Origin of the sequence: uncultured Moraxella sp., from assembly GCF_945873075.1 — a bacterium.
In the GTDB taxonomy this organism is placed as follows: Bacteria; Pseudomonadota; Gammaproteobacteria; order Pseudomonadales; family Moraxellaceae; genus Moraxella.
This window is the reverse complement of the sequence record NZ_CAMCBS010000003.1, coordinates 102,293-119,823: the sequence shown is the minus strand read 5'-3', so window position 1 is coordinate 119,823 and position 17,531 is coordinate 102,293. Positions and strand designations below refer to the sequence as shown.

18 protein-coding genes and 1 tRNA gene are annotated in these 17,531 nt (G+C 44.9%); 11 read left to right on the top strand and 8 right to left on the bottom strand.

Annotated features, from left to right (window positions below):
- Positions 1-187: 187 nt before the first annotated feature.
- The 3 genes from sthA to Q0N89_RS01960 are packed head-to-tail and all read right to left on the bottom strand — an operon-like array spanning position 188 to position 3,057.
- Positions 188-1,726 carry a Si-specific NAD(P)(+) transhydrogenase gene (gene sthA / locus Q0N89_RS01970; RefSeq protein ID WP_294033154.1) on the bottom strand — a complete coding sequence of 513 codons (1,539 nt, stop codon included), beginning with the start codon at positions 1,724-1,726 and terminating at the stop codon, positions 188-190.
- 56 nt (positions 1,727-1,782) lie between these two features.
- On the bottom strand, positions 1,783-2,145 hold the full coding sequence (locus Q0N89_RS01965) for a DUF4377 domain-containing protein (protein WP_078253087.1): 363 nt from the start codon (positions 2,143-2,145) through the stop codon (positions 1,783-1,785).
- Positions 2,146-2,193: 48 nt separating this feature from the next.
- Positions 2,194-3,057, bottom strand: a complete 864-nt coding sequence (locus tag Q0N89_RS01960) for a pyruvate, water dikinase regulatory protein (RefSeq protein WP_294033135.1) — start codon at positions 3,055-3,057, stop codon at positions 2,194-2,196.
- Between the two features lie 349 nt (positions 3,058-3,406).
- On the opposite strand from Q0N89_RS01960, the gene ppsA reads away from it, so the two are divergent.
- The 10 genes from ppsA to pyrF all read left to right on the top strand — a co-directional run bounded on the left by ppsA (position 3,407) and on the right by pyrF (position 12,957).
- Positions 3,407-5,782: a phosphoenolpyruvate synthase gene (gene ppsA, locus Q0N89_RS01955; RefSeq protein ID WP_294033134.1), complete on the top strand. Its 2,376-nt coding sequence runs from the start codon at positions 3,407-3,409 to the stop codon at positions 5,780-5,782.
- Positions 5,783-5,851: 69 nt separating this feature from the next.
- Positions 5,852-6,274 carry a DUF6636 domain-containing protein gene (locus Q0N89_RS01950; RefSeq protein WP_294033133.1) on the top strand — a complete coding sequence of 141 codons (423 nt, stop codon included), beginning with the start codon at positions 5,852-5,854 and terminating at the stop codon, positions 6,272-6,274.
- Positions 6,275-6,376: 102 nt separating this feature from the next.
- A complete protein-coding gene (locus Q0N89_RS01945; protein WP_294033132.1) occupies positions 6,377-7,306 on the top strand; it encodes an RDD family protein in 930 nt (309 codons plus the stop codon).
- Positions 7,306-8,019: a uracil-DNA glycosylase gene (gene ung / locus Q0N89_RS01940; RefSeq protein WP_294033153.1), complete on the top strand. Its 714-nt coding sequence runs from the start codon at positions 7,306-7,308 to the stop codon at positions 8,017-8,019. Before Q0N89_RS01945 ends, ung begins: the two co-directional genes overlap by 1 nt.
- On the top strand, positions 7,982-8,584 hold the full coding sequence (gene tadA, locus Q0N89_RS01935; RefSeq protein WP_367178543.1) for a tRNA adenosine(34) deaminase TadA: 603 nt from the start codon (positions 7,982-7,984) through the stop codon (positions 8,582-8,584). The genes ung and tadA overlap by 38 nt, the downstream gene beginning before the upstream one ends.
- Positions 8,585-8,611: 27 nt before the next feature.
- Positions 8,612-9,331: a (d)CMP kinase gene (gene cmk, locus Q0N89_RS01930; protein ID WP_294033130.1), complete on the top strand. Its 720-nt coding sequence runs from the start codon at positions 8,612-8,614 to the stop codon at positions 9,329-9,331.
- Between the two features lie 228 nt (positions 9,332-9,559).
- Entirely contained in the window at positions 9,560-11,239 is a 1,680-nt protein-coding gene (gene rpsA / locus Q0N89_RS01925; protein WP_169835321.1) for a 30S ribosomal protein S1, read from the top strand.
- Between the two features lie 232 nt (positions 11,240-11,471).
- A complete protein-coding gene (locus Q0N89_RS01920) occupies positions 11,472-11,777 on the top strand; it encodes an HU family DNA-binding protein (RefSeq protein ID WP_078253080.1) in 306 nt (101 codons plus the stop codon).
- A gap of 26 nt (positions 11,778-11,803) precedes the next feature.
- Positions 11,804-12,196 (top strand): LapA family protein, encoded by a 393-nt coding sequence (locus Q0N89_RS01915; protein WP_294033129.1) that lies wholly within the window; start codon positions 11,804-11,806, stop codon positions 12,194-12,196.
- 71 nt (positions 12,197-12,267) lie between these two features.
- Positions 12,268-12,957, top strand: coding sequence for an orotidine-5'-phosphate decarboxylase (gene pyrF / locus Q0N89_RS01910; protein ID WP_294033128.1), 690 nt, complete (start codon positions 12,268-12,270; stop codon positions 12,955-12,957).
- 59 nt (positions 12,958-13,016) lie between these two features.
- On the opposite strand, the gene ybeY is transcribed toward pyrF, so the two are convergent.
- The 5 genes from ybeY to Q0N89_RS01885 form a co-directional block, all read right to left on the bottom strand.
- The gene (ybeY, locus tag Q0N89_RS01905; protein ID WP_294033127.1) at positions 13,017-13,559 is read right to left on the bottom strand and encodes an rRNA maturation RNase YbeY; all 543 of its coding nucleotides are present in this window, start codon (positions 13,557-13,559) and stop codon (positions 13,017-13,019) included.
- Positions 13,556-14,620 carry a PhoH family protein gene (locus Q0N89_RS01900; protein WP_294033126.1) on the bottom strand — a complete coding sequence of 355 codons (1,065 nt, stop codon included), beginning with the start codon at positions 14,618-14,620 and terminating at the stop codon, positions 13,556-13,558. The genes ybeY and Q0N89_RS01900 overlap by 4 nt, the downstream gene beginning before the upstream one ends.
- A 36-nt stretch (positions 14,621-14,656) precedes the next feature.
- Positions 14,657-15,055, bottom strand: a complete 399-nt coding sequence (locus tag Q0N89_RS01895) for a diacylglycerol kinase (RefSeq protein ID WP_294033125.1) — start codon at positions 15,053-15,055, stop codon at positions 14,657-14,659.
- A 132-nt stretch (positions 15,056-15,187) separates the two neighbouring features.
- Positions 15,188-15,272: transfer RNA gene (locus Q0N89_RS01890), tRNA-Leu, on the bottom strand.
- 162 nt (positions 15,273-15,434) lie between these two features.
- Positions 15,435-15,911, bottom strand: a complete 477-nt coding sequence (locus Q0N89_RS01885; RefSeq protein WP_294033124.1) for a hypothetical protein — start codon at positions 15,909-15,911, stop codon at positions 15,435-15,437.
- A 375-nt stretch (positions 15,912-16,286) separates the two neighbouring features.
- Between Q0N89_RS01885 and Q0N89_RS01880 the strand changes: the two genes are divergently transcribed.
- Positions 16,287-17,363: a DUF475 domain-containing protein gene (locus Q0N89_RS01880; protein ID WP_294033123.1), complete on the top strand. Its 1,077-nt coding sequence runs from the start codon at positions 16,287-16,289 to the stop codon at positions 17,361-17,363.
- Positions 17,364-17,531 lie beyond the last annotated feature (168 nt).

The window sequence follows — 17,531 nt, the reverse complement described above, 5'->3', positions numbered from 1 at the left end:
TTGACTGTTGGGTTTTTAGCGATATAGGCTATACCAATCAAAAAAATTCTCGCCATATGACGAGAATTTTTTTCAATGATTACCACAATATGATTACCACAATATGATTACCACAATATGATTACCACAATTTACCGAAAATCAGCATATCGCTCACGCTTAAGCGGGGTGGTAAGGCGACCAGCCCTTAAAAAATTCGGTTCATGCCGTTTAGGGCGGCGACACGATAAGCTTCTGCCATCGTTGGATAGTTGAATGTGGTATTGATAAAGTACTCAAGCGTATGACCGCACTTCATCACCGCTTGTCCGATATGGATAATCTCAGATGCGTGGTTGCCATAGCAATGGATACCAAGAATCTCTAGCGTCTCACGATGGAATAGGATTTTTAGGACGCCTGAGCGTTCACCGATGATTTGCGCACGAGCCAGATGGCGGAAGAAAGCTTGGCCGACTTCATAAGGAATCTGCTCAGCGGTCAGCTCGGCTTCGGTCTTGCCGATACTTGAAATCTCAGGAATGGTATAAATGCCCGTCGGTACGCTATTGACGAACTCAGCGTGCTCATCACCCACCATAAAGCCTGCTGCATTACGGCCTTGATCATAGGCGGCCGATGCCAGTGATGGCCAGCCGATGACATCGCCGACAGCATAGATGTGTGGCACGCTGGTTTGGTAAGTTTGGTTCACTTCTAGCTGACCCCGTTTATTGGCGGTCAAGCCCACCGCTTCAAGGTTTAGGCTGTCCGTGTTGCCCGAACGGCCATTACACCATAGAATGGCATCGGATTTGATTTTTTTACCGCTTTTTAGGTGTAGAATCACGCAGTCATCATGCGTTTCAAGGCGGTCAATCTCTTCGTTGTTACGGATACGCACACCAAATTGACGGAAGTCATGGCTAAGCGCATCAGAGATTTCTTCATCCAGATAGCTTAGTAGCTGTTCTTTATTATTAATCAAATCAACGACATAACCCAAGCCTGTGAAGATTGACGCATATTCACAGCCGATGACGCCTGCGCCATAGATGATGATTTTGCGGGCGACATAATCCATTTGCAAAATCTTGTCCGAGTCAAACACTCGTGGATGGTCAAAGTCTAGGATGTCAGGGCGATAAGGGCGTGAACCGACAGCGATCACCGCTTCATTAAAGGTAATGGTCTTGGTTGGTTCAAACTCACCTGCATAAATCTCAAGCGTATGCGCATCGATAAAGCTACCCCAGCCGTGAATCACTTCGATTTGGTTGCGCTCATAAAACAGTTTGTGGGTATTGACTTGGTTGCGAATCACTTCACGAGCACGGCTTAGGACTTTATTTAGCGGTACTTGATAGCTGTCCTTGATTTGGCTAAATAGTGGGTCACGGCGAAAGCTGATGATGTTAAATACCGACTGACGCAGTGCCTTACTTGGGATAGTACCGACATGGGCACAGTTACCGCCAACTTGATCTCGTGGATCGACGACGGCGACACGATAGCCTGACTTGGCAAGCTTCATCGCAGCGGCTTCACCAGCAGGGCCTGCACCAAGGACGACGGCATCGTATTCATAGCCGTGCTTGACTTTATGCTTATGCGTCTTTAATCCGATACGGCGTCCATCTAACGGGCTGATTAGGCTTGGGTGTAGATGATCGTGATCAATCGGCTCAAAAGTTTGACTAATGACAGTAGCTTCGGGTTCATTATTGGCGATGCTGTCAGTCGGCATCGGTTGTTGTTTTTTTGGCATGATTTATCCTTAAAATTATTTTAAAAAACAGTGAATTATCGGCTGATGTGCTGTGATAAGATTTCATCAAGTTGCCAATAGCCTGTTGGCTTGCCGGTATTTTGGTCAATCTCTTGGCTGGCACGAATTTTATATCGGACGCCAACTTTTGGTTCAAAGCCTTTGATGTCATTAAAGCCAATACCAAAAATCTCGCTATCGCTTGTGCCATCGACTTTGACCAATAGGCATTGCATCGGGCTTGATGAATCACAAACACTGCGATTAGGCAGGATTTCTAGCACTTTGGCTGGTTGCAGTGCAATATTTGGCACATACAATGGCTCAGGCTTTGGTGGCGTGCTTTGGCAGGCGGTTAATAGGGCGATTGCTGTGATTAGGCTAAGTTTTTTTAGCATGATTATTCTCAATAATTCAATCAATAGTTCAATCAAAAATTCAAATAGTTACATACCGATACGGCGTTTTAGTCCAGTCATTTGTAGAATGCGAGTGGCAATCTCTTCAACAGACATTTCAGAAACATTCAGATTCGGGATTTTTTGGGTGCTATAAATCGCCTGAATCGCCTGTTGCTCGGCTTGGCATTGGGCAAGGCTGGCATAGCGGCTGCCTGCTTTACGCTCTTGGCGGATACGCACTAGGCGCTCGGTGTCGATGGTCAGACCAAACAGCTTGTGCTTGTGCGCTTTGAGCGCTTGGGGTAGGCTACTGGTATCTAGGTCTTCTTCGGTCAATGGATAGTTGGCGGCTCGGATGCCGTATTGTAGTGCAAGGTACAATGATGTTGGCGTCTTGCCCGAACGAGACAAACCGACCAAAATAATATCAGCACCATCATAATGTGTGATGCGTGCGCCATCGTCATTATCTAGTGCAAAATGCACCGCATCAATGCGTGCTTTATAATCGTCCGAATCGACATTACTGTGTGCCATACCTGCGTGCGGATTTGGCTTGTGATTGATTTCGGTGGCGATACGAGTGATGAGCCCTTCATAGATATCAAGATTGCAAGCGGTGGCTGTGTTGATGACTTCACGAATCTCATCGCTGACAATGGTGTCAAAGACCAAAGGTAATAGATTGGTATTTTTATAGGCTTGGTTGATGCGGCCGACGGCTTCACGGGCAAGCTCGACGGTATCGACATAGGGGATGACTTGAATATCAAATTCCACATCAGCAAATTGACTTAGTAGTGATTTGCCAAGTGTTTCGGCGGTGATGGCAGTACCATCAGAAATAAAAAACGCACTGCGAATAAGTTTTTTTGGTTCTTGGCTTGGGGTGGGGGTGTGGACATACATGTCATATTCACCTATAACTGGACGATATTGCCCTAAGTATAGCACAAAAACTGATTTTGTACCTAATTTGTCAATGCGTGCTAACATCAGTTATCATACATAAGTTTACAAAAATCATAAAAATTACCAAAAATCAATAGCAAATCTATTTATAATAAAAATACCACTATTTTTATCAAAAATAAATTGATAAATGGATTGAGTATTCAATTTTTTGTGGTTATAATCGACAAAATCTTACAGATTTCTTGAGTGTGCCGATTTTTTATAACTTATCTTTATAAAAAATATGCCAAAAAATTATTTTGGGCGCATCTTGAGACAATGCCAACTTTTATTGGAGTTATTTATGAGCAAGCAAGTTATCCCATTTAATCAACTGGGTAAAGATGATGTTGAATTGGTTGGTGGCAAAAACTCATCACTCGGTGAGATGATTAGCCACTTGGGTAATTTGGGCGTGAATGTGCCAAATGGTTTTGCGACCACTGCCGATGCCTTTAACCGCTTTTTGAACGAAACTGGTTTGCTTGACAAAATCAATGCCGAGCTAAAAGGCTTGGATGTTGATGATGTAGAATTGCTTGCCCAAACAGGTGCTAAGATTCGTGGCTGGGTGATTGACCAAGAATTGCCAAAAGACCTAGAAGATGAAATCCGTACAGCATTTGCCGAGCTGTCAGGCGGTCAAGACATCGCTGTGGCGGTGCGTTCATCAGCGACGGCAGAAGACTTGCCTGATGCGTCATTTGCCGGTCAGCAAGAGACCTTCTTGAATATTCGTGGCATTGACAATGTATTGATTGCTATCAAAGAAGTATTTGCATCACTCTATAATGACCGTGCGATTGCATATCGTGTGCACAAGGGCTTTGAACATGCAGGCGTGGCGCTGTCAGCAGGTATTCAGCGTATGGTGCGTTCAGAGACGGGTACATCAGGCGTGATGTTTACGCTAGATACCGAGTCTGGCTTTGATGAAGTGGTATTTATCACCGCAAGCTATGGCTTGGGCGAGATGGTCGTTCAAGGTGCGGTGAACCCTGATGAATTTTATCTATCAAAAGCCCTGCTAGAACAAAACCGTCCTGCGGTCGTACGCCGTAATCTTGGCTCAAAACAAAAGAAAATGGTCTATGGCGACGAGGGTAGCACCACCAAATCAACCAAAATCGTCGATGTCGATAAGGCGGACCGTAATCAATTTGCTCTAAATACCGATGAGCTAACTCGTCTAGCCAAGCAAGCGCTAATCATCGAGAAGCACTATGGTCAGCCGATGGATATCGAGTGGGCAAAAGATGGCGATACAGGCGAAATCTTTATCGTCCAAGCTCGTCCAGAGACGGTCAAATCTCGCCAAGATAAGAACCATATGGAGCGCTATATCATCAATTCAAAAGGCGCAAAAGTACTGACTGAAGGTCGTTCAATCGGTCAGCGTGTGGGTAATGGCAAAGTGCGTATCGTCACCAATTTGAATGAAATGAGCAAAGTTCAAGACGGTGATGTGCTTGTCTCTGATATGACTGACCCAGATTGGGAACCAGTAATGAAGCGTGCATCAGCGATTATTACCAACCGTGGCGGTCGTACTTGCCATGCGGCGATTATCGCTCGTGAATTGGGCGTGCCTGCCATCGTTGGCTCGGGCAATGCTACCGAAGTATTGGTCGATGGTCAAGAAGTCACCGTATCGTGCGCAGAAGGTGATACCGGCTTTATTTATGAAGGCTTGCTAGACTTTGAAGTACAGCGTAACTCAATCAGCACCATGCCAGAGCTTGCATTCAAGGTGATGATGAATGTCGGTAACCCTGACCGTGCCTTTGACTTCGCCCAAATCCCAAATGAAGGCGTGGGCTTGGCTCGTCTTGAGTTCATCATTAACCGTATGATTGGCGTGCATCCAAAAGCACTACTGAACATTGACAGCCTACCACAAGAGACAGTACAAGCTGTTCAAGAGCGTATGGCAGGCTACAACTCACCAGTTGAGTTCTACATCAATAAGCTGATTGAAGGTATCTCAACTTTGGCGGTGGCGTTCCGCAACAAGCCTGTGATTGTGCGTATGTCTGACTTTAAGTCAAATGAATATGCCAACCTAATCGGCGGTAAGCTGTACGAGCCATCAGAAGAAAACCCAATGCTTGGTTTCCGTGGCGCATCTCGCTATGTATCGGATAATTTCCGTGATTGCTTTGAGCTTGAGTGCCGTGCGCTAAAATATGTGCGTGATGATATGGGCTTGACCAATGTCAAAATCATGATTCCATTTGTGCGTACCACAGGCGAAGCTAAGCAAGTGATTGAATTGCTTGAGAAAAATGGCTTGAAGCGTGGCGAAAACGGTCTTGAAATCATCATGATGTGTGAGCTACCGACCAATGCGATTTTGGCGGATGAGTTCTTGCAATACTTTGATGGTTTCTCAATCGGCTCAAACGACTTGACACAGCTGACCCTTGGCCTAGACCGTGACTCAGGCATCGTATCGCATCTGTTTGATGAGCGCGATCCTGCGGTGAAGAAACTGCTAAAAATCGCCATCGATGCCTGCCGTGCGCAAGGCAAATATGTCGGTATCTGCGGTCAAGGCCCATCAGATCATCCAGACCTAGCGTATTGGTTGATGGAACAAGGCATCAGCTCGGTATCGCTAAACCCTGATACTGTGCTAGATACTTGGCTATTCCTAGCGGACGACAAGAACAAGTCATAAGCCATTCATCTAAAAAAAACAGCATGGGCGACGCCTGTGCTGTTTTGCCATCTGTGAGATATTTATGATATGAAAAGTTATCGTGCAATATTTACCGCCATTGCTTTGCTGTCTGTGAGCATGGTGTCAAACGCAGAAGTATATTTCAAAACGCCATCGGGCAATATCATCTGCGGTGGTGATATGGCGCATAGTACATCGGGCGTTACCTGTGATATCACGGAGCGTAGCAATAGTAAGCCTGCTAGACCGATGCCTGACTGGTGTCCACTGGATTGGGGCGGTCGATTTACTTTGGATGCCAAAAAAGCCGAACTTGACTGCTATTCGGATTATCCATACATTCACCCTGATGAGATGATGGTGCTTAATTATGGTCAAACCGTGCATGGCAATGGTTGGTCGTGCACAAGCCAAAAATCGGGACTGACTTGTAAAAATACTCGTGGGCGTGGGTTTTTCTTGAGCCGAAAACGCCAAAGAATTTTTTGATACGATGGCATATGACAAGGTATTTACTATGGGTGAATACCTTGTTTTTTTGGCATTTTGGTTTACAATAGACAATTACCAAATTAAAAAGTTAGGCAGTTTATGAAAATCTATTTGGCAAGAAATAATGTACAAGCAGGGCCTTATACCCTTGATGAGCTCAACACCATGTTGGCATCAGGCGAAGTGTTGCTTGATGATTTGGCGTGGCATTCGGGTATGAGTCAGTGGCAACGCTTGGGTGATTTGACGAATAACCAATATCGCTATGAGCCTGTCGGTCAAGTAGCACCTGCCAAACCTGCCGTACGAGAAGTCAAAAGCTTTGGCGATAATCCTGATTTTCGACCGACGGATGACGCCTTGCCAACACAAGACACCAATAAGCGTGTGAGTGTCGCCGAGCTATACGGTCGTAAAGAGCCAAGCACGGCACAGCAACCAACCGCCACACCGCAGCCACAAGTGCGAACGCAAGCGACGGGTGACATCGTCTATGCGACGATTGGTGCACGATTTATGGCAGTGATGGTTAATTTTGTGTTGTTTTTGCTGACATTGTTGCCATTTTTACAAAATTTCATGTCGCTAAATCCCGACCCTGTCAAGCTTAATACTGGTGATTTTGCTACTCGCATGGCATACGCGCAGGAGCTTGCCGCGCAGATGAGTCCGCAGACGATAACTTTGACCACAGCGCTGTTGATGGCGTATGTGGTGATTCAGCTGATTTTAATTATCGCTCGTGGGCAGTCTTTTGGCAAGATGGTGGCGGGTATTCGCACGGTGGATGCCAAGACTTTTGAAATGCCAAGTTTCTTTAAACGAGTGATTGTGCGTGTTGGCGTGCTGTTTGTTATTTATCAATTGGCTTCAGGCTTGCCTGTACCGATTAACTTATCATTGATTTTATTAATGATTAACTATTTTATCGCAGGGCGTAACCGCCAAAGACAAGGTTGGCATGATAAACTGGCAGGCACGGTGGTGGTCAAGACATCATCACGCCCATTCAAGGCAAAGACAAAATGATGCAATACACACAAGCAGAGCAGGCGATGCTCGCTCGAGTACAATTGCCCGAAGATTGGAAAATGGCGCTAGCACCCGTGCTGCTCGGTGCTCAGATGGATGCACTGCGAGATTTTTTGCAGTCAGCTTATCAAGATGGCAAGCAAATTTATCCGCCAAAAAATCAGATTTTTAATGCCTTTCATCTGACGCCATTGTCGCAGGTTAAGGTGGTGATTTTGGGGCAAGACCCGTATCATGGCGCAGGGCAGGCGATGGGACTGTCGTTTAGCGTGCCTAAGATTATTCCTAAGCCACCAAGCCTACAAAATATCCTAAAAGAGCTTGCTACCGACCTAGGTATTGCAGTCAGTGCGCATGGCGATTTGTCATCCTGGGCAAGGCAGGGCGTGCTACTGCTCAATGCCACACTGACCGTCGAAGCGGGAATGGCAGGCAGTCATCAGCGTCAAGGCTGGGAAGAATTTACTGATTATGCCATCCAAGTGCTGAACGAACAAACCGAACGGACGGTTTTTATTCTATGGGGCAGTTATGCCAAGAATAAGGGGCGATTTATTGACACATCACGCCATTTGGTGCTGACCGCCAATCACCCATCGCCACTGTCTGCCAATCGGGGTGGGTTTTTTGGCACTCGCCCATTTTCCAAGACCAATGAGTATCTGATACGCCATGGCAAGACCCCGATTGATTGGCAGTTGCCACAATAATCAGCGATTGCACCCACCGATACATCAGCTTGATTGGCGAGCTATCAAGCTATCAAGCCATCAGTTTTGGCAAGCTTTTGATGTTGCTATGATGAGATTGGCCATCGATGAAGCCAAAAAAGGTGCGATGGCGGGTGAAATTCCCGTCGGTGCGATACTCGTGCATGATGGTCAGGTAATTGGCAGGGGGTTTAATCAGCCGATTTTATCGCATGACCCGACGGCACACGCCGAGATTGTGGCTCTCAGGGATGCCTGTGCTCGGCTCAATAATTATCGCCTGCCACCACAGACGACGCTGTATGTGACGCTAGAGCCCTGCACCATGTGCTTTGGGGCACTGGTTCATGCTCGGGTTGCTCGGATTGTATTTGCTACTTTTGAGCCAAAATCAGGCGTGGTGGGCAGTCAGCTAGACCTTAGCCAAATGGGGTTTTATAATCACCAAGCGACGGTATCGCATGGGTTGCTCTCGTGCGAATGTTCGCGGATGCTTAGCCAATTTTTTGCTCAAAGACGCGCGGATAAACGCCTAGCAAAACAGATGGTAATTAGTAAAGTTTAATTAAATCATTACAAATAAGAGCTTATTATGACAACAACTCATCAGTACCCACATCCAGTCATCTGTATCGATGGGCCAAGTGGTGCAGGCAAAGGCACGCTGGCATATCGCTTGGCAGATGAGCTGGGCTTTAGCTTGCTTGACAGTGGTGCGTTATATCGCATTATTGGACTGTTGGCGCACAAGGCAAATTTATTGAGCGATGCGACACTTGATTTAGAAAATCAATTAGAAAAATTAACACATTCATTAAACCTAGCTTTTGTCATCAATCACGAAACCAAGATGGTTGAGATTTTGGTCAATGGTGAGCCATTGGTCGATGACATTCGTAACGAAACGGTCGGTGGCTATGCGTCAAAAGTGGCGGTATTTCCAAAGGTGCGTACGGCACTGCTCGATGTCCAACGAGATATGGCAAAGCGTGGTGGGCTGATTGCTGATGGTCGTGACATGGGCACGGTGATTTTCCCTGATGCGCCTGTCAAAGTATTTTTGACCGCAAGTGCCAAAGCACGAGCCGACCGCCGCGTATCTCAGCTGACAAAAGCAGGCAAGGCGGCAGATTATGAAGCGATTTTGGCGGAGATTGTGGCTCGTGATGAGCGTGACCAAAACCGCAGTGTTGCACCATCCAAGCCTGCTGATGATGCACTGGTGCTTGATAGCTCGGAGTTGAATGCGGAGCAAGTATATGAAAAAGTGCGTGTATTTTGCCAAAGCAAAGGGATTAATTTGCCAAATTAAACCAACAAGCGACGAATGACGATAAAATTTGACCAATTTATCAAAATCTTTATCAAAATCACCCAAAAAAATCGTAAAAATTGGGTGATTTTTGTTAAAAAATGATGTAAAATAATGCGGTTTATATTTTTTAATGCGTGAGCGAAGTGAAAATCCAGCAATGCTTGGCGTCATGCTTAACTGAACCACACTGTGCTGGCAGGCTGTGGCAATATTTTTAAGGTAAACATAATGGTATCATTTGCTGAACTGTTTGAAGCAAGCCAATCAGAACAAGGTCTTAACATTGAGCGTGGCTCAGTGATTTCAGGTACTGTGGTTGCGATCGACAGCGATTGGATTACAGTGGACACTGGTCTTAAGTCTGAAGGCATCGTTGCTCGTGAAGAGTTCCTAAACGAAGCTGGCGAGCTTGAAGTAGCAGTAGGCGACAGCATCGATGTGGTTGTTGAAGCTGTGGACAATGGCATGGGTCAAACTGTGCTTTCACGCGAAAAAGCGAAGCGTGAAGAAAGCTGGCGTGCGCTTGAGCAATTGCACGAAAACGACGAAATCGTTAAAGGTGTTATCTCATCTAAAGTTAAAGGCGGTTTCACTGTTGAAATCGGTTCAGTACGTGCATTCCTACCAGGTTCTCTAGTAGATGTTCGCCCAGTTCGCGAAACAACTCACCTAGAAGGCAAAGAGCTTGAGTTCAAAGTTATCAAGATCGACAAGCAACGCAACAACATCGTGGTATCTCGCCGTGCCGTTATGGAAGCTGAAAACTCAGCAGAGCGTGATGAACTACTAGCCAAACTAGAAGAAGGCATGGAAGTAGAAGGTATCGTTAAGAACCTAACTGACTACGGTGCATTCGTTGATCTAGGTGGTATCGATGGTCTTCTACACATCACTGACATGGCTTGGAAGCGTATCAAGCACCCATCAGAAGCTGTTGAAGTTGGTCAAGACCTAAAAGTTAAAGTATTGAAGTTCGACCGTGAGCGTAACCGTGTTAGCCTAGGTCTAAAACAACTTGGTACTGATCCATGGAACGAAGTTGAAAAAACTTATCCAGTTGGCACAATCACCAAAGCTCGTGTAACCAACCTAACTGACTACGGCTGCTTCGCTGAAATCGCTGAAGGCATTGAAGGTCTAGTACACGTATCTGAAATGGATCACACCAACAAGAACATCCACCCATCAAAAGTTGTTCAAGTGGGCGACGAAGTGAATGTGATGGTTCTTGAGATTGATGGCGAGCGTCGTCGTATCAGTCTAGGTATCAAACAAACCATGCCAAACCCATGGGAAGAGTTTGATAAGAACCACGAAAAAGGTCAAAAAATCAGCGGTACTATCAAGTCTATCACTGACTTTGGTCTATTCATCGGTCTAGAAGGCGGTATCGATGGTCTAGTTCACCTATCAGACATCTCTTGGACTGAAGCTGGTGAAGAAGCAATCCGCAACTACTCAAAAGGCGATACAGTAGAAGCTGTTGTATTGTCAGTAGATGCAGAAGCAAACCGCATCAGCCTAGGCATCAAGCAACTAAACTCTGATCCATTTAACGAATACCTATTGGCAAATGACCGTGGTGCAATCGTTAAAGGCACAGTAAAAGAAGTTGATGCAAAAGGTGCAGTCATCACTTTGGCTGACGAAGTTGAAGGCTACCTACGCGCAGCAGATATCGCTCGTGAGCGTACCGAAGATGCTTCTAAAGTACTAAGCGTTGGTGATGAAGTTGAAGCGAAGATTGTTGGTACTGACCGCAAATCTCGCAGCATCAGCCTATCAATCAAGGCAAAAGATGAAGCAGATGAGCGTCAAGCAATCAAAGAGCTATCAAATGCTCAACCTGCTGAAGCACAACCAAAAACTCTTGGTGACATCTTTGGTGATGCACTAAAAGGCTAATTGATTGTCTTTGCAAAAAAGCGATGGGTTTAACTCATCGCTTTTTTGTCATTGATAAGAAAAATTTCGGTGATTAAGCCAATGAATATAACCAACTGCCAAATAATTGACTAATTTGATGAATTTTAACAAAAAATCCATTCACTTTTTGTAGATTTTGGGCTATGATTAACCAATCCCACAATGATTTGTAATTTTGACAAATGATTTTGCAGTGTAAAAGGTAGGATGTATGCAAGCGCAAGCGGTAATCAATAAATCTGATTTGATTTCTAATTTGGCAGCAAATGCGGATGGGCTAGAAGAGCATATCGTTGATGAAGCTGTTCGATTGATTCTTGCGATGATGGTCGATGAGCTCGTGCATGATGGGCGTATCGAAATTCGTGGTTTTGGTAGCTTTTGCTTACATCATCGTGAAGCTCGTGAAGCACGCAATCCACGCACAGGCGAGAAGGTATCTGTCGGTGCAAAAGCTGTACCATTTTTCAAACCGGGTAAAGCACTGCGTGAATCTGTCAATGCCATCAATGATTAATCCATTATTATAACTCTGAGTTTATTATGCATATTGTTCTTATTGTTTTATTGGTTATTGCTTTTGCATATTCACTGGCATTGGTTGTACTGAACAATCAAGCGGTGACCGTTAATTTGCTATTTTCACAAGTTGCCAACATGAGCCTTGGTTTGGTGCTTGTTGCAACCATTTTCTTGGGCGTGCTAATTGGTGTTCTGTTGGCGCTCTTGTTATTCCGTGTGCTGCAAAACAAGTGGGAAATCAGTCGCCTGAAAAAAGAAGTCAATACCATCCAAGGGCAATTGACCGATGCCAATCTAAAGCTTGCCGAGCAAGCCAAACAGCTTGAATTGGCTCGTCAAAATGACACTTTGGCTACGATGACTGAGACGACGGTCAATGCACCACAACAGCAAGTTAACCATACGTCATCATAAAAGTGTGATAAAATAAAAACCGTTGAAACAGACGGTTTTTTATTGCTTGAATTTTGATTTTGGAGTGAATTATGAGTACATCACCTGTGATTGTTGCGGTGGATAAGCACAATTTAACTGACGCTTTGGTGCTGGCGGATAGTTTAGATCCGTCGCTATGCCGTCTAAAGGTGGGTAAAGAGCTGTTTACCGTCTGTGGTGTGGATGTGGTCAAGGCATTTCATCAGCGTGGATTTGAAGTGTTTTTGGATCTAAAATTCCATGACATCCCTAATACCACCGCTCAAGCGGTGCTATCGGCCGCTGATATGGGCGTGTGGATGACCAATATTCACGCTAGCGTCGGCACGGATGCGATGCGCCTATGCAAGGAGCGATTGACAGCAGGGGGTTATAATACGCTGCTAATCGCTGTGACAGTACTGACATCGATGACAGATGCCAACTTAGCTGAGCTTGGCATTACTCGCACGGCAAGTGAGCAGGTGCTGCATTTGGCAGGACTGACACATCAAGCAGGGCTAGATGGTGTCGTCTGCTCGGCTCAAGAGAGCAAGATGCTAAAACAGCAGTTTGGTGCTGATTTTAAGCTTGTCACTCCGGGTATTCGCCTAAATGATGATGCCAAAGATGATCAAAAGCGCATTTGTACACCAAGTGATGCTTTGGCAAATGGCTCAGATTACCTGGTGATTGGACGCTCTATTACTGGTGCGGATAATCCAAATGAGAAGCTAAAGCTGATTTTGTCGCAGATTTAATACTTGCATAATAATAAAGCTCTTGATGTATCTGCAAGGGCTTTATGTTGTGAATATGGTTACTGTTCAAGATAGGGATTGCCAATCCCCAACCCTGCCAAAATCTCAATCTCAAAGCCTTCCATCTCATCAGCATCAGCATCGCTGATTTCATGGTCAAAGCCCAATAAGTGCAAAATACCATGCACAATCAAATGCGTAAAATGATGCTCAAAAGTCTTGCATTGTTCATCAGCTTCTTTTTGTACCACTTGGTGGCAAAAAATCAACTCGCCAAGCTCAATCTCTGGTAGCTCAGTCATCATAAACGCAGGCAATTCACTTGGATAAGATAGCACATTGGTGGCGTAATCCTTGCCACGAGCATCGAGATTGAGCTGTCTGCCTTCGACATCGTCAGTGATATAGATGCCAAGCGATTTTGGCTTATCCCAATAGGCTTGCGCATCTGCAAAATAGCGAAACTCTACGCCATCACCTAATTTGCGTGTCATCACATCAAGCGTGTGCGCCAAGATATGCTCAAAATCAATAGCATCATAAACAGCCACTTGCTCATCGGCTAACTGCTCAGCAAAACTCACAAAAACTTGATGGCTCATGATTGGCTCTCGGTATTGTCTTGATTGTCTTGGGCTTGTTTGGCTTGTTGTTCTGCCAGTCGCTGCGCTTTACGCTCGGCTTGCAGTTTTTCTTGCTCTTCATCAAAAGCATCATAGGCCTGAACGATTTTTTGTACCAAATGATGGCGTACGACATCTTTGCTATCAAAGCGAGTGATGTGAATTTCATCAATTTTTGATAAGATTTGTAGGGCTTGGGCTAGACCTGACTTATGCCCACGGGGTAAGTCCACCTGCGTCATATCGCCTGTGATGACCGCACGAGAGCCAAAGCCAAGACGAGTCAAGAACATCTTCATCTGCTCAGGTGTGGTGTTTTGCGCTTCATCCAAGATGACAAAAGAATTATTCAGCGTACGACCACGCATATAGGCAAGTGGGGCGACTTCGATGATTTGGCGTTCGAGTAGTTTGCCAACTTTTTCAAAGCCAAGCATTTCATAGAGTGCATCGTATAGGGGGCGTAGATACGGGTCAATTTTTTGGGTCAAATCGCCCGGCAAAAAGCCCAGTTTTTCACCTGCTTCAACCGCAGGACGCACAAGCAAAATCCGCTCAATCTCGCCACGCTCCATCATATCAACCGCACAAGCCACCGCAAGATAGGTCTTGCCTGTACCAGCAGGGCCGACGCCAAATGAGATATCAGAGACAAGAATTTTTTTGACATATTGCTGCTGATTGTAGCCGCGCGGCGTGATTTTACCTTTGCGTGTGCGTAAGGTGACATCGCCAAAGCCTTGTGGATTCGTGTGCTCAGCTTGCTCATGCTCACGAGATAGGCTGGATTGGATAATCAGATGTAGTTGTTCACCGTCGATGTCGTCTTGTTCTTGGGCAAGTTCAGCAAGCTTGGTCAAAATAATCTCGGCTCGCTCAACCGATGTGAGCGCACCTGTAATGACAAATTTATCTTGGCGATGCGTGATTTGGACTTCTAGGCGTTCTTGGATGTATTTTAGGTGTTTATTATATTCGCCGACTAAGGTGCGCTGTTCGTGCGGACTTAGGGTCAGAGTAATGGTGCGAGTAATGCTCAAAAAATTAATCCTTATAAATCAAATAAAAAGCTGAGATTAAGCAACATAAGCTTGATAAATCGCCATTGCCCAAACGATAAATTGCAAGGTCAAAACAACGAGCTGGGCAGCAGAGCCGACATCTTTGGCGACTTTGGATAGGGGATGAAATTCATCGGAAATGCGGTCAATCGCTGCTTCTAGGCCTGTATTAAATAGCTCAACGATGACAGAGAGCGCCGATACGAGTAGCAAAATCATCTTGACGGGCAGGCTAAATGGCAAAAAAATCAAGGCAACCGCCAAGATAAGATTGAGCCATGCCACTTGGCGAAAGGCCGCTTCGCTTTTGTAGGCTGCCTTAAAGCCATCAATTGAATAGCCGGTTGCCTTGATGACACGGCGGATGCCTGTTTTGCCTTTCATTTGGCTGGCGTAGGTGTTTTGGTTGGACATTGAGATACCAATCAGAATAAATAGTGATGTCTTATTATATAAAGGATTGTTGATTTCTCAAAGTGATTTTATGAATTTTGACTGGAAAATAGGCAAAAAAACTCACATCCAAAAGAATGTGAGTTTGATATATGGTGGGGTCGGAGAGACTCGAACTCTCACACCTCGCGGCGCTGGAACCTAAATCCAGTGCGTCTACCAATTCCGCCACGACCCCATGTTGGGTTCAAGCACGCTTTGCAATCTGCTTATCGTCTTGATGGTGGCTATTATAACCGAAAAATTTTATTTGGCAAGTGTTTTTTGTGATTTTTTTTAAAAGAAAAAGCCAAATTTATCAAAAACTTGGCTTTGTCAGTACAAAATACAGTCAATTTAATCAGTCAACCACAGTAAACTCACGCATAGGCATGACTTCACCATTAAACTCACTGCTTAGGGTGTATTTGCCAAGTGGGTCGCTCGTGTTGAACTGCCAGCAACGCTCAAGGATAGTGCCGCCAATCGGTGTAATCATACTGCTGACCACATGGTGCGTGCCATCGATGGATGACTGGACAATAGACTTACCATCTGTGAAGCTACCGCCCACTGGTGATGTGATGGTCTCTTTGGCGCTGACGGTCTGTGTGAACATTGGCACAGGTGCAATGACAGTCCAGCATAGGCGATGATTTGGGTTGCCACGAGAGATGGTGTTGTTTTGAAGTGGGGTGACGACACCGTTATTGACATTATAAGCACCAAAATTGTACTGAACCAGCGTTTGTGGCGTTGGCAAATCATAGTTGGTTAGCTCATTGGCAAATGCTGTGGTGCTAGCAAGCGCAAGTGCGACGATGGCGAATTTTTTCATAACACATCCTTAGAAATTTAATTGATATGAGTTTAAAACTTTTTGGTGATATTTGCAATTATATCTTGGCAAACTTATTGTTATAAAACGGTAAAAAAGCATAACATAGATAGGCAAATCCTGACTTTATGTATAAAAGTGTAAAAATCATACAAATATTTGCTGATTATCACGCAGATTTCATTGCAACAACACTCAGCAATCGGTATAATAATTGGATTTGGTTTATAAATGCTGTTTTTAGCAAAAAGCCATAAACTGACTGTGGATTAATCATCGTCAAGTAATTGGCTTAGGCTTGGCATTGGACACTTATTAATCGCTCATGGAGACGAGTTATCGGATTTGTGAGCGATTTTTTCGACAAAGGCACTTATGCGACATTTTTTATTTGATATTATTTTTACCGTTGTCTGCTTTATTATTGCGGCATGGTGGGGTTATAGCCACGGCGGTATTTCGGCGATGTTCTTGGCACTGGGCGTGACTGCGATTTTGGCAATCATGGAAGTGTCACTGTCGTTTGATAACGCAGTGGTGAACGCATCGATTCTAAAAGGTTGGAGCGATTTTTGGAAAAAAATCTTTTTGACCATCGGTATGATTATTGCGGTATTTGGTATGCGTTTGGTATTCCCAATTGTCATCGTCGCCGTCACCGCCAATCTTGGTATGATGGAAGTGGTGAACTTGGCACTGACCAACCCAACCAAATATGCGGAGCATTTGAACGCGCACCATGCTGAGATTTCGGCATTTGGTGGTATGTTCCTATTGCTTGTTTTCCTAAAATTCATGTTCGGCGACAAAGACATTCATTGGTTCCGCTGGCTAGAAGCACGCCTTGTCCGCTTTAGTAAAGTAGATGCGATGAGTGTGTTTGTGGCACTCGTTATCCTGATGGTTTCGATGACTTGGGTGGATGAAGCTAAGCAAGGCGTTGTACTTGTGGCGGGCATCTGGGGTATCTTGGTATATCTGGGTGTAAGCGTACTATCGGCACTACTCGAAGGCGAAAGCGACCCTGATGAAGTGGTCTATGATGCCAAAGGCAATGTCATCACCAATACAGCAGGCGTTTCACCGACCATCCTAAAAGGTGGCGTGGCAGGCTTTTTGTACCTAGAAGTGCTGGATGCGTCGTTCAGTTTTGACGGTGTTATTGGTGCATTTGCCATCACCAATGATGTGATTATCATCATGATTGGTCTGGCGATTGGTGCGATGTTCGTGCGTTCGATGACGATTTATTTGGTGGACAAAGGCACATTGAGCGAGTTTGTGTATCTTGAGCATGGTGCACATTATGCCATTGGTGCGCTCGCGATTATTATGCTACTATCAACCAAATTCCATGTGCCTGAGATTGTAACAGGTTTGATTGGTGTGGCATTCATTGCGCTGTCGATTTTTAATTCGGTGCAATATAATAAGCGTCAAGCAAAGTCTTAACCTGTCTTAACCAGTCTTAAGATGTCAACCAAAACGCTCGCCAATCGGTGGGCGTTTTTTTATTTATGACAAATTCTCACAAAAAGACTAGAAATTTACCAAAGTGTTTTGTATAATATACAAAATCTATACCAAGGCGAGCAGAGATGAAAAATAATAGCTTAAAAT

Coding starts and splice junctions, on each gene's coding strand:
- Q0N89_RS01895 (WP_294033125.1), bottom strand. CDS start 15,055: ATGTCCAACCAAAACACCTACGCCAGCCAAATGAAAGGCAAAACAGGC.
- ung (WP_294033153.1), top strand. CDS start 7,306: ATGCAATACACACAAGCAGAGCAGGCGATGCTCGCTCGAGTACAATTG.
- ppsA (WP_294033134.1), top strand. CDS start 3,407: ATGAGCAAGCAAGTTATCCCATTTAATCAACTGGGTAAAGATGATGTT.
- tadA (WP_367178543.1), top strand. CDS start 7,982: ATGGCAAGACCCCGATTGATTGGCAGTTGCCACAATAATCAGCGATTG.
- ybeY (WP_294033127.1), bottom strand. CDS start 13,559: ATGAGCCATCAAGTTTTTGTGAGTTTTGCTGAGCAGTTAGCCGATGAG.
- Q0N89_RS01885 (WP_294033124.1), bottom strand. CDS start 15,911: ATGAAAAAATTCGCCATCGTCGCACTTGCGCTTGCTAGCACCACAGCA.
- cmk (WP_294033130.1), top strand. CDS start 8,612: ATGACAACAACTCATCAGTACCCACATCCAGTCATCTGTATCGATGGG.
- Q0N89_RS01945 (WP_294033132.1), top strand. CDS start 6,377: ATGAAAATCTATTTGGCAAGAAATAATGTACAAGCAGGGCCTTATACC.
- Q0N89_RS01920 (WP_078253080.1), top strand. CDS start 11,472: ATGCAAGCGCAAGCGGTAATCAATAAATCTGATTTGATTTCTAATTTG.
- Q0N89_RS01965 (WP_078253087.1), bottom strand. CDS start 2,145: ATGCTAAAAAAACTTAGCCTAATCACAGCAATCGCCCTATTAACCGCC.
- Q0N89_RS01880 (WP_294033123.1), top strand. CDS start 16,287: ATGCGACATTTTTTATTTGATATTATTTTTACCGTTGTCTGCTTTATT.
- sthA (WP_294033154.1), bottom strand. CDS start 1,726: ATGCCGACTGACAGCATCGCCAATAATGAACCCGAAGCTACTGTCATT.
- Q0N89_RS01915 (WP_294033129.1), top strand. CDS start 11,804: ATGCATATTGTTCTTATTGTTTTATTGGTTATTGCTTTTGCATATTCA.
- pyrF (WP_294033128.1), top strand. CDS start 12,268: ATGAGTACATCACCTGTGATTGTTGCGGTGGATAAGCACAATTTAACT.
- Q0N89_RS01950 (WP_294033133.1), top strand. CDS start 5,852: ATGAAAAGTTATCGTGCAATATTTACCGCCATTGCTTTGCTGTCTGTG.
- Q0N89_RS01960 (WP_294033135.1), bottom strand. CDS start 3,057: ATGTATGTCCACACCCCCACCCCAAGCCAAGAACCAAAAAAACTTATT.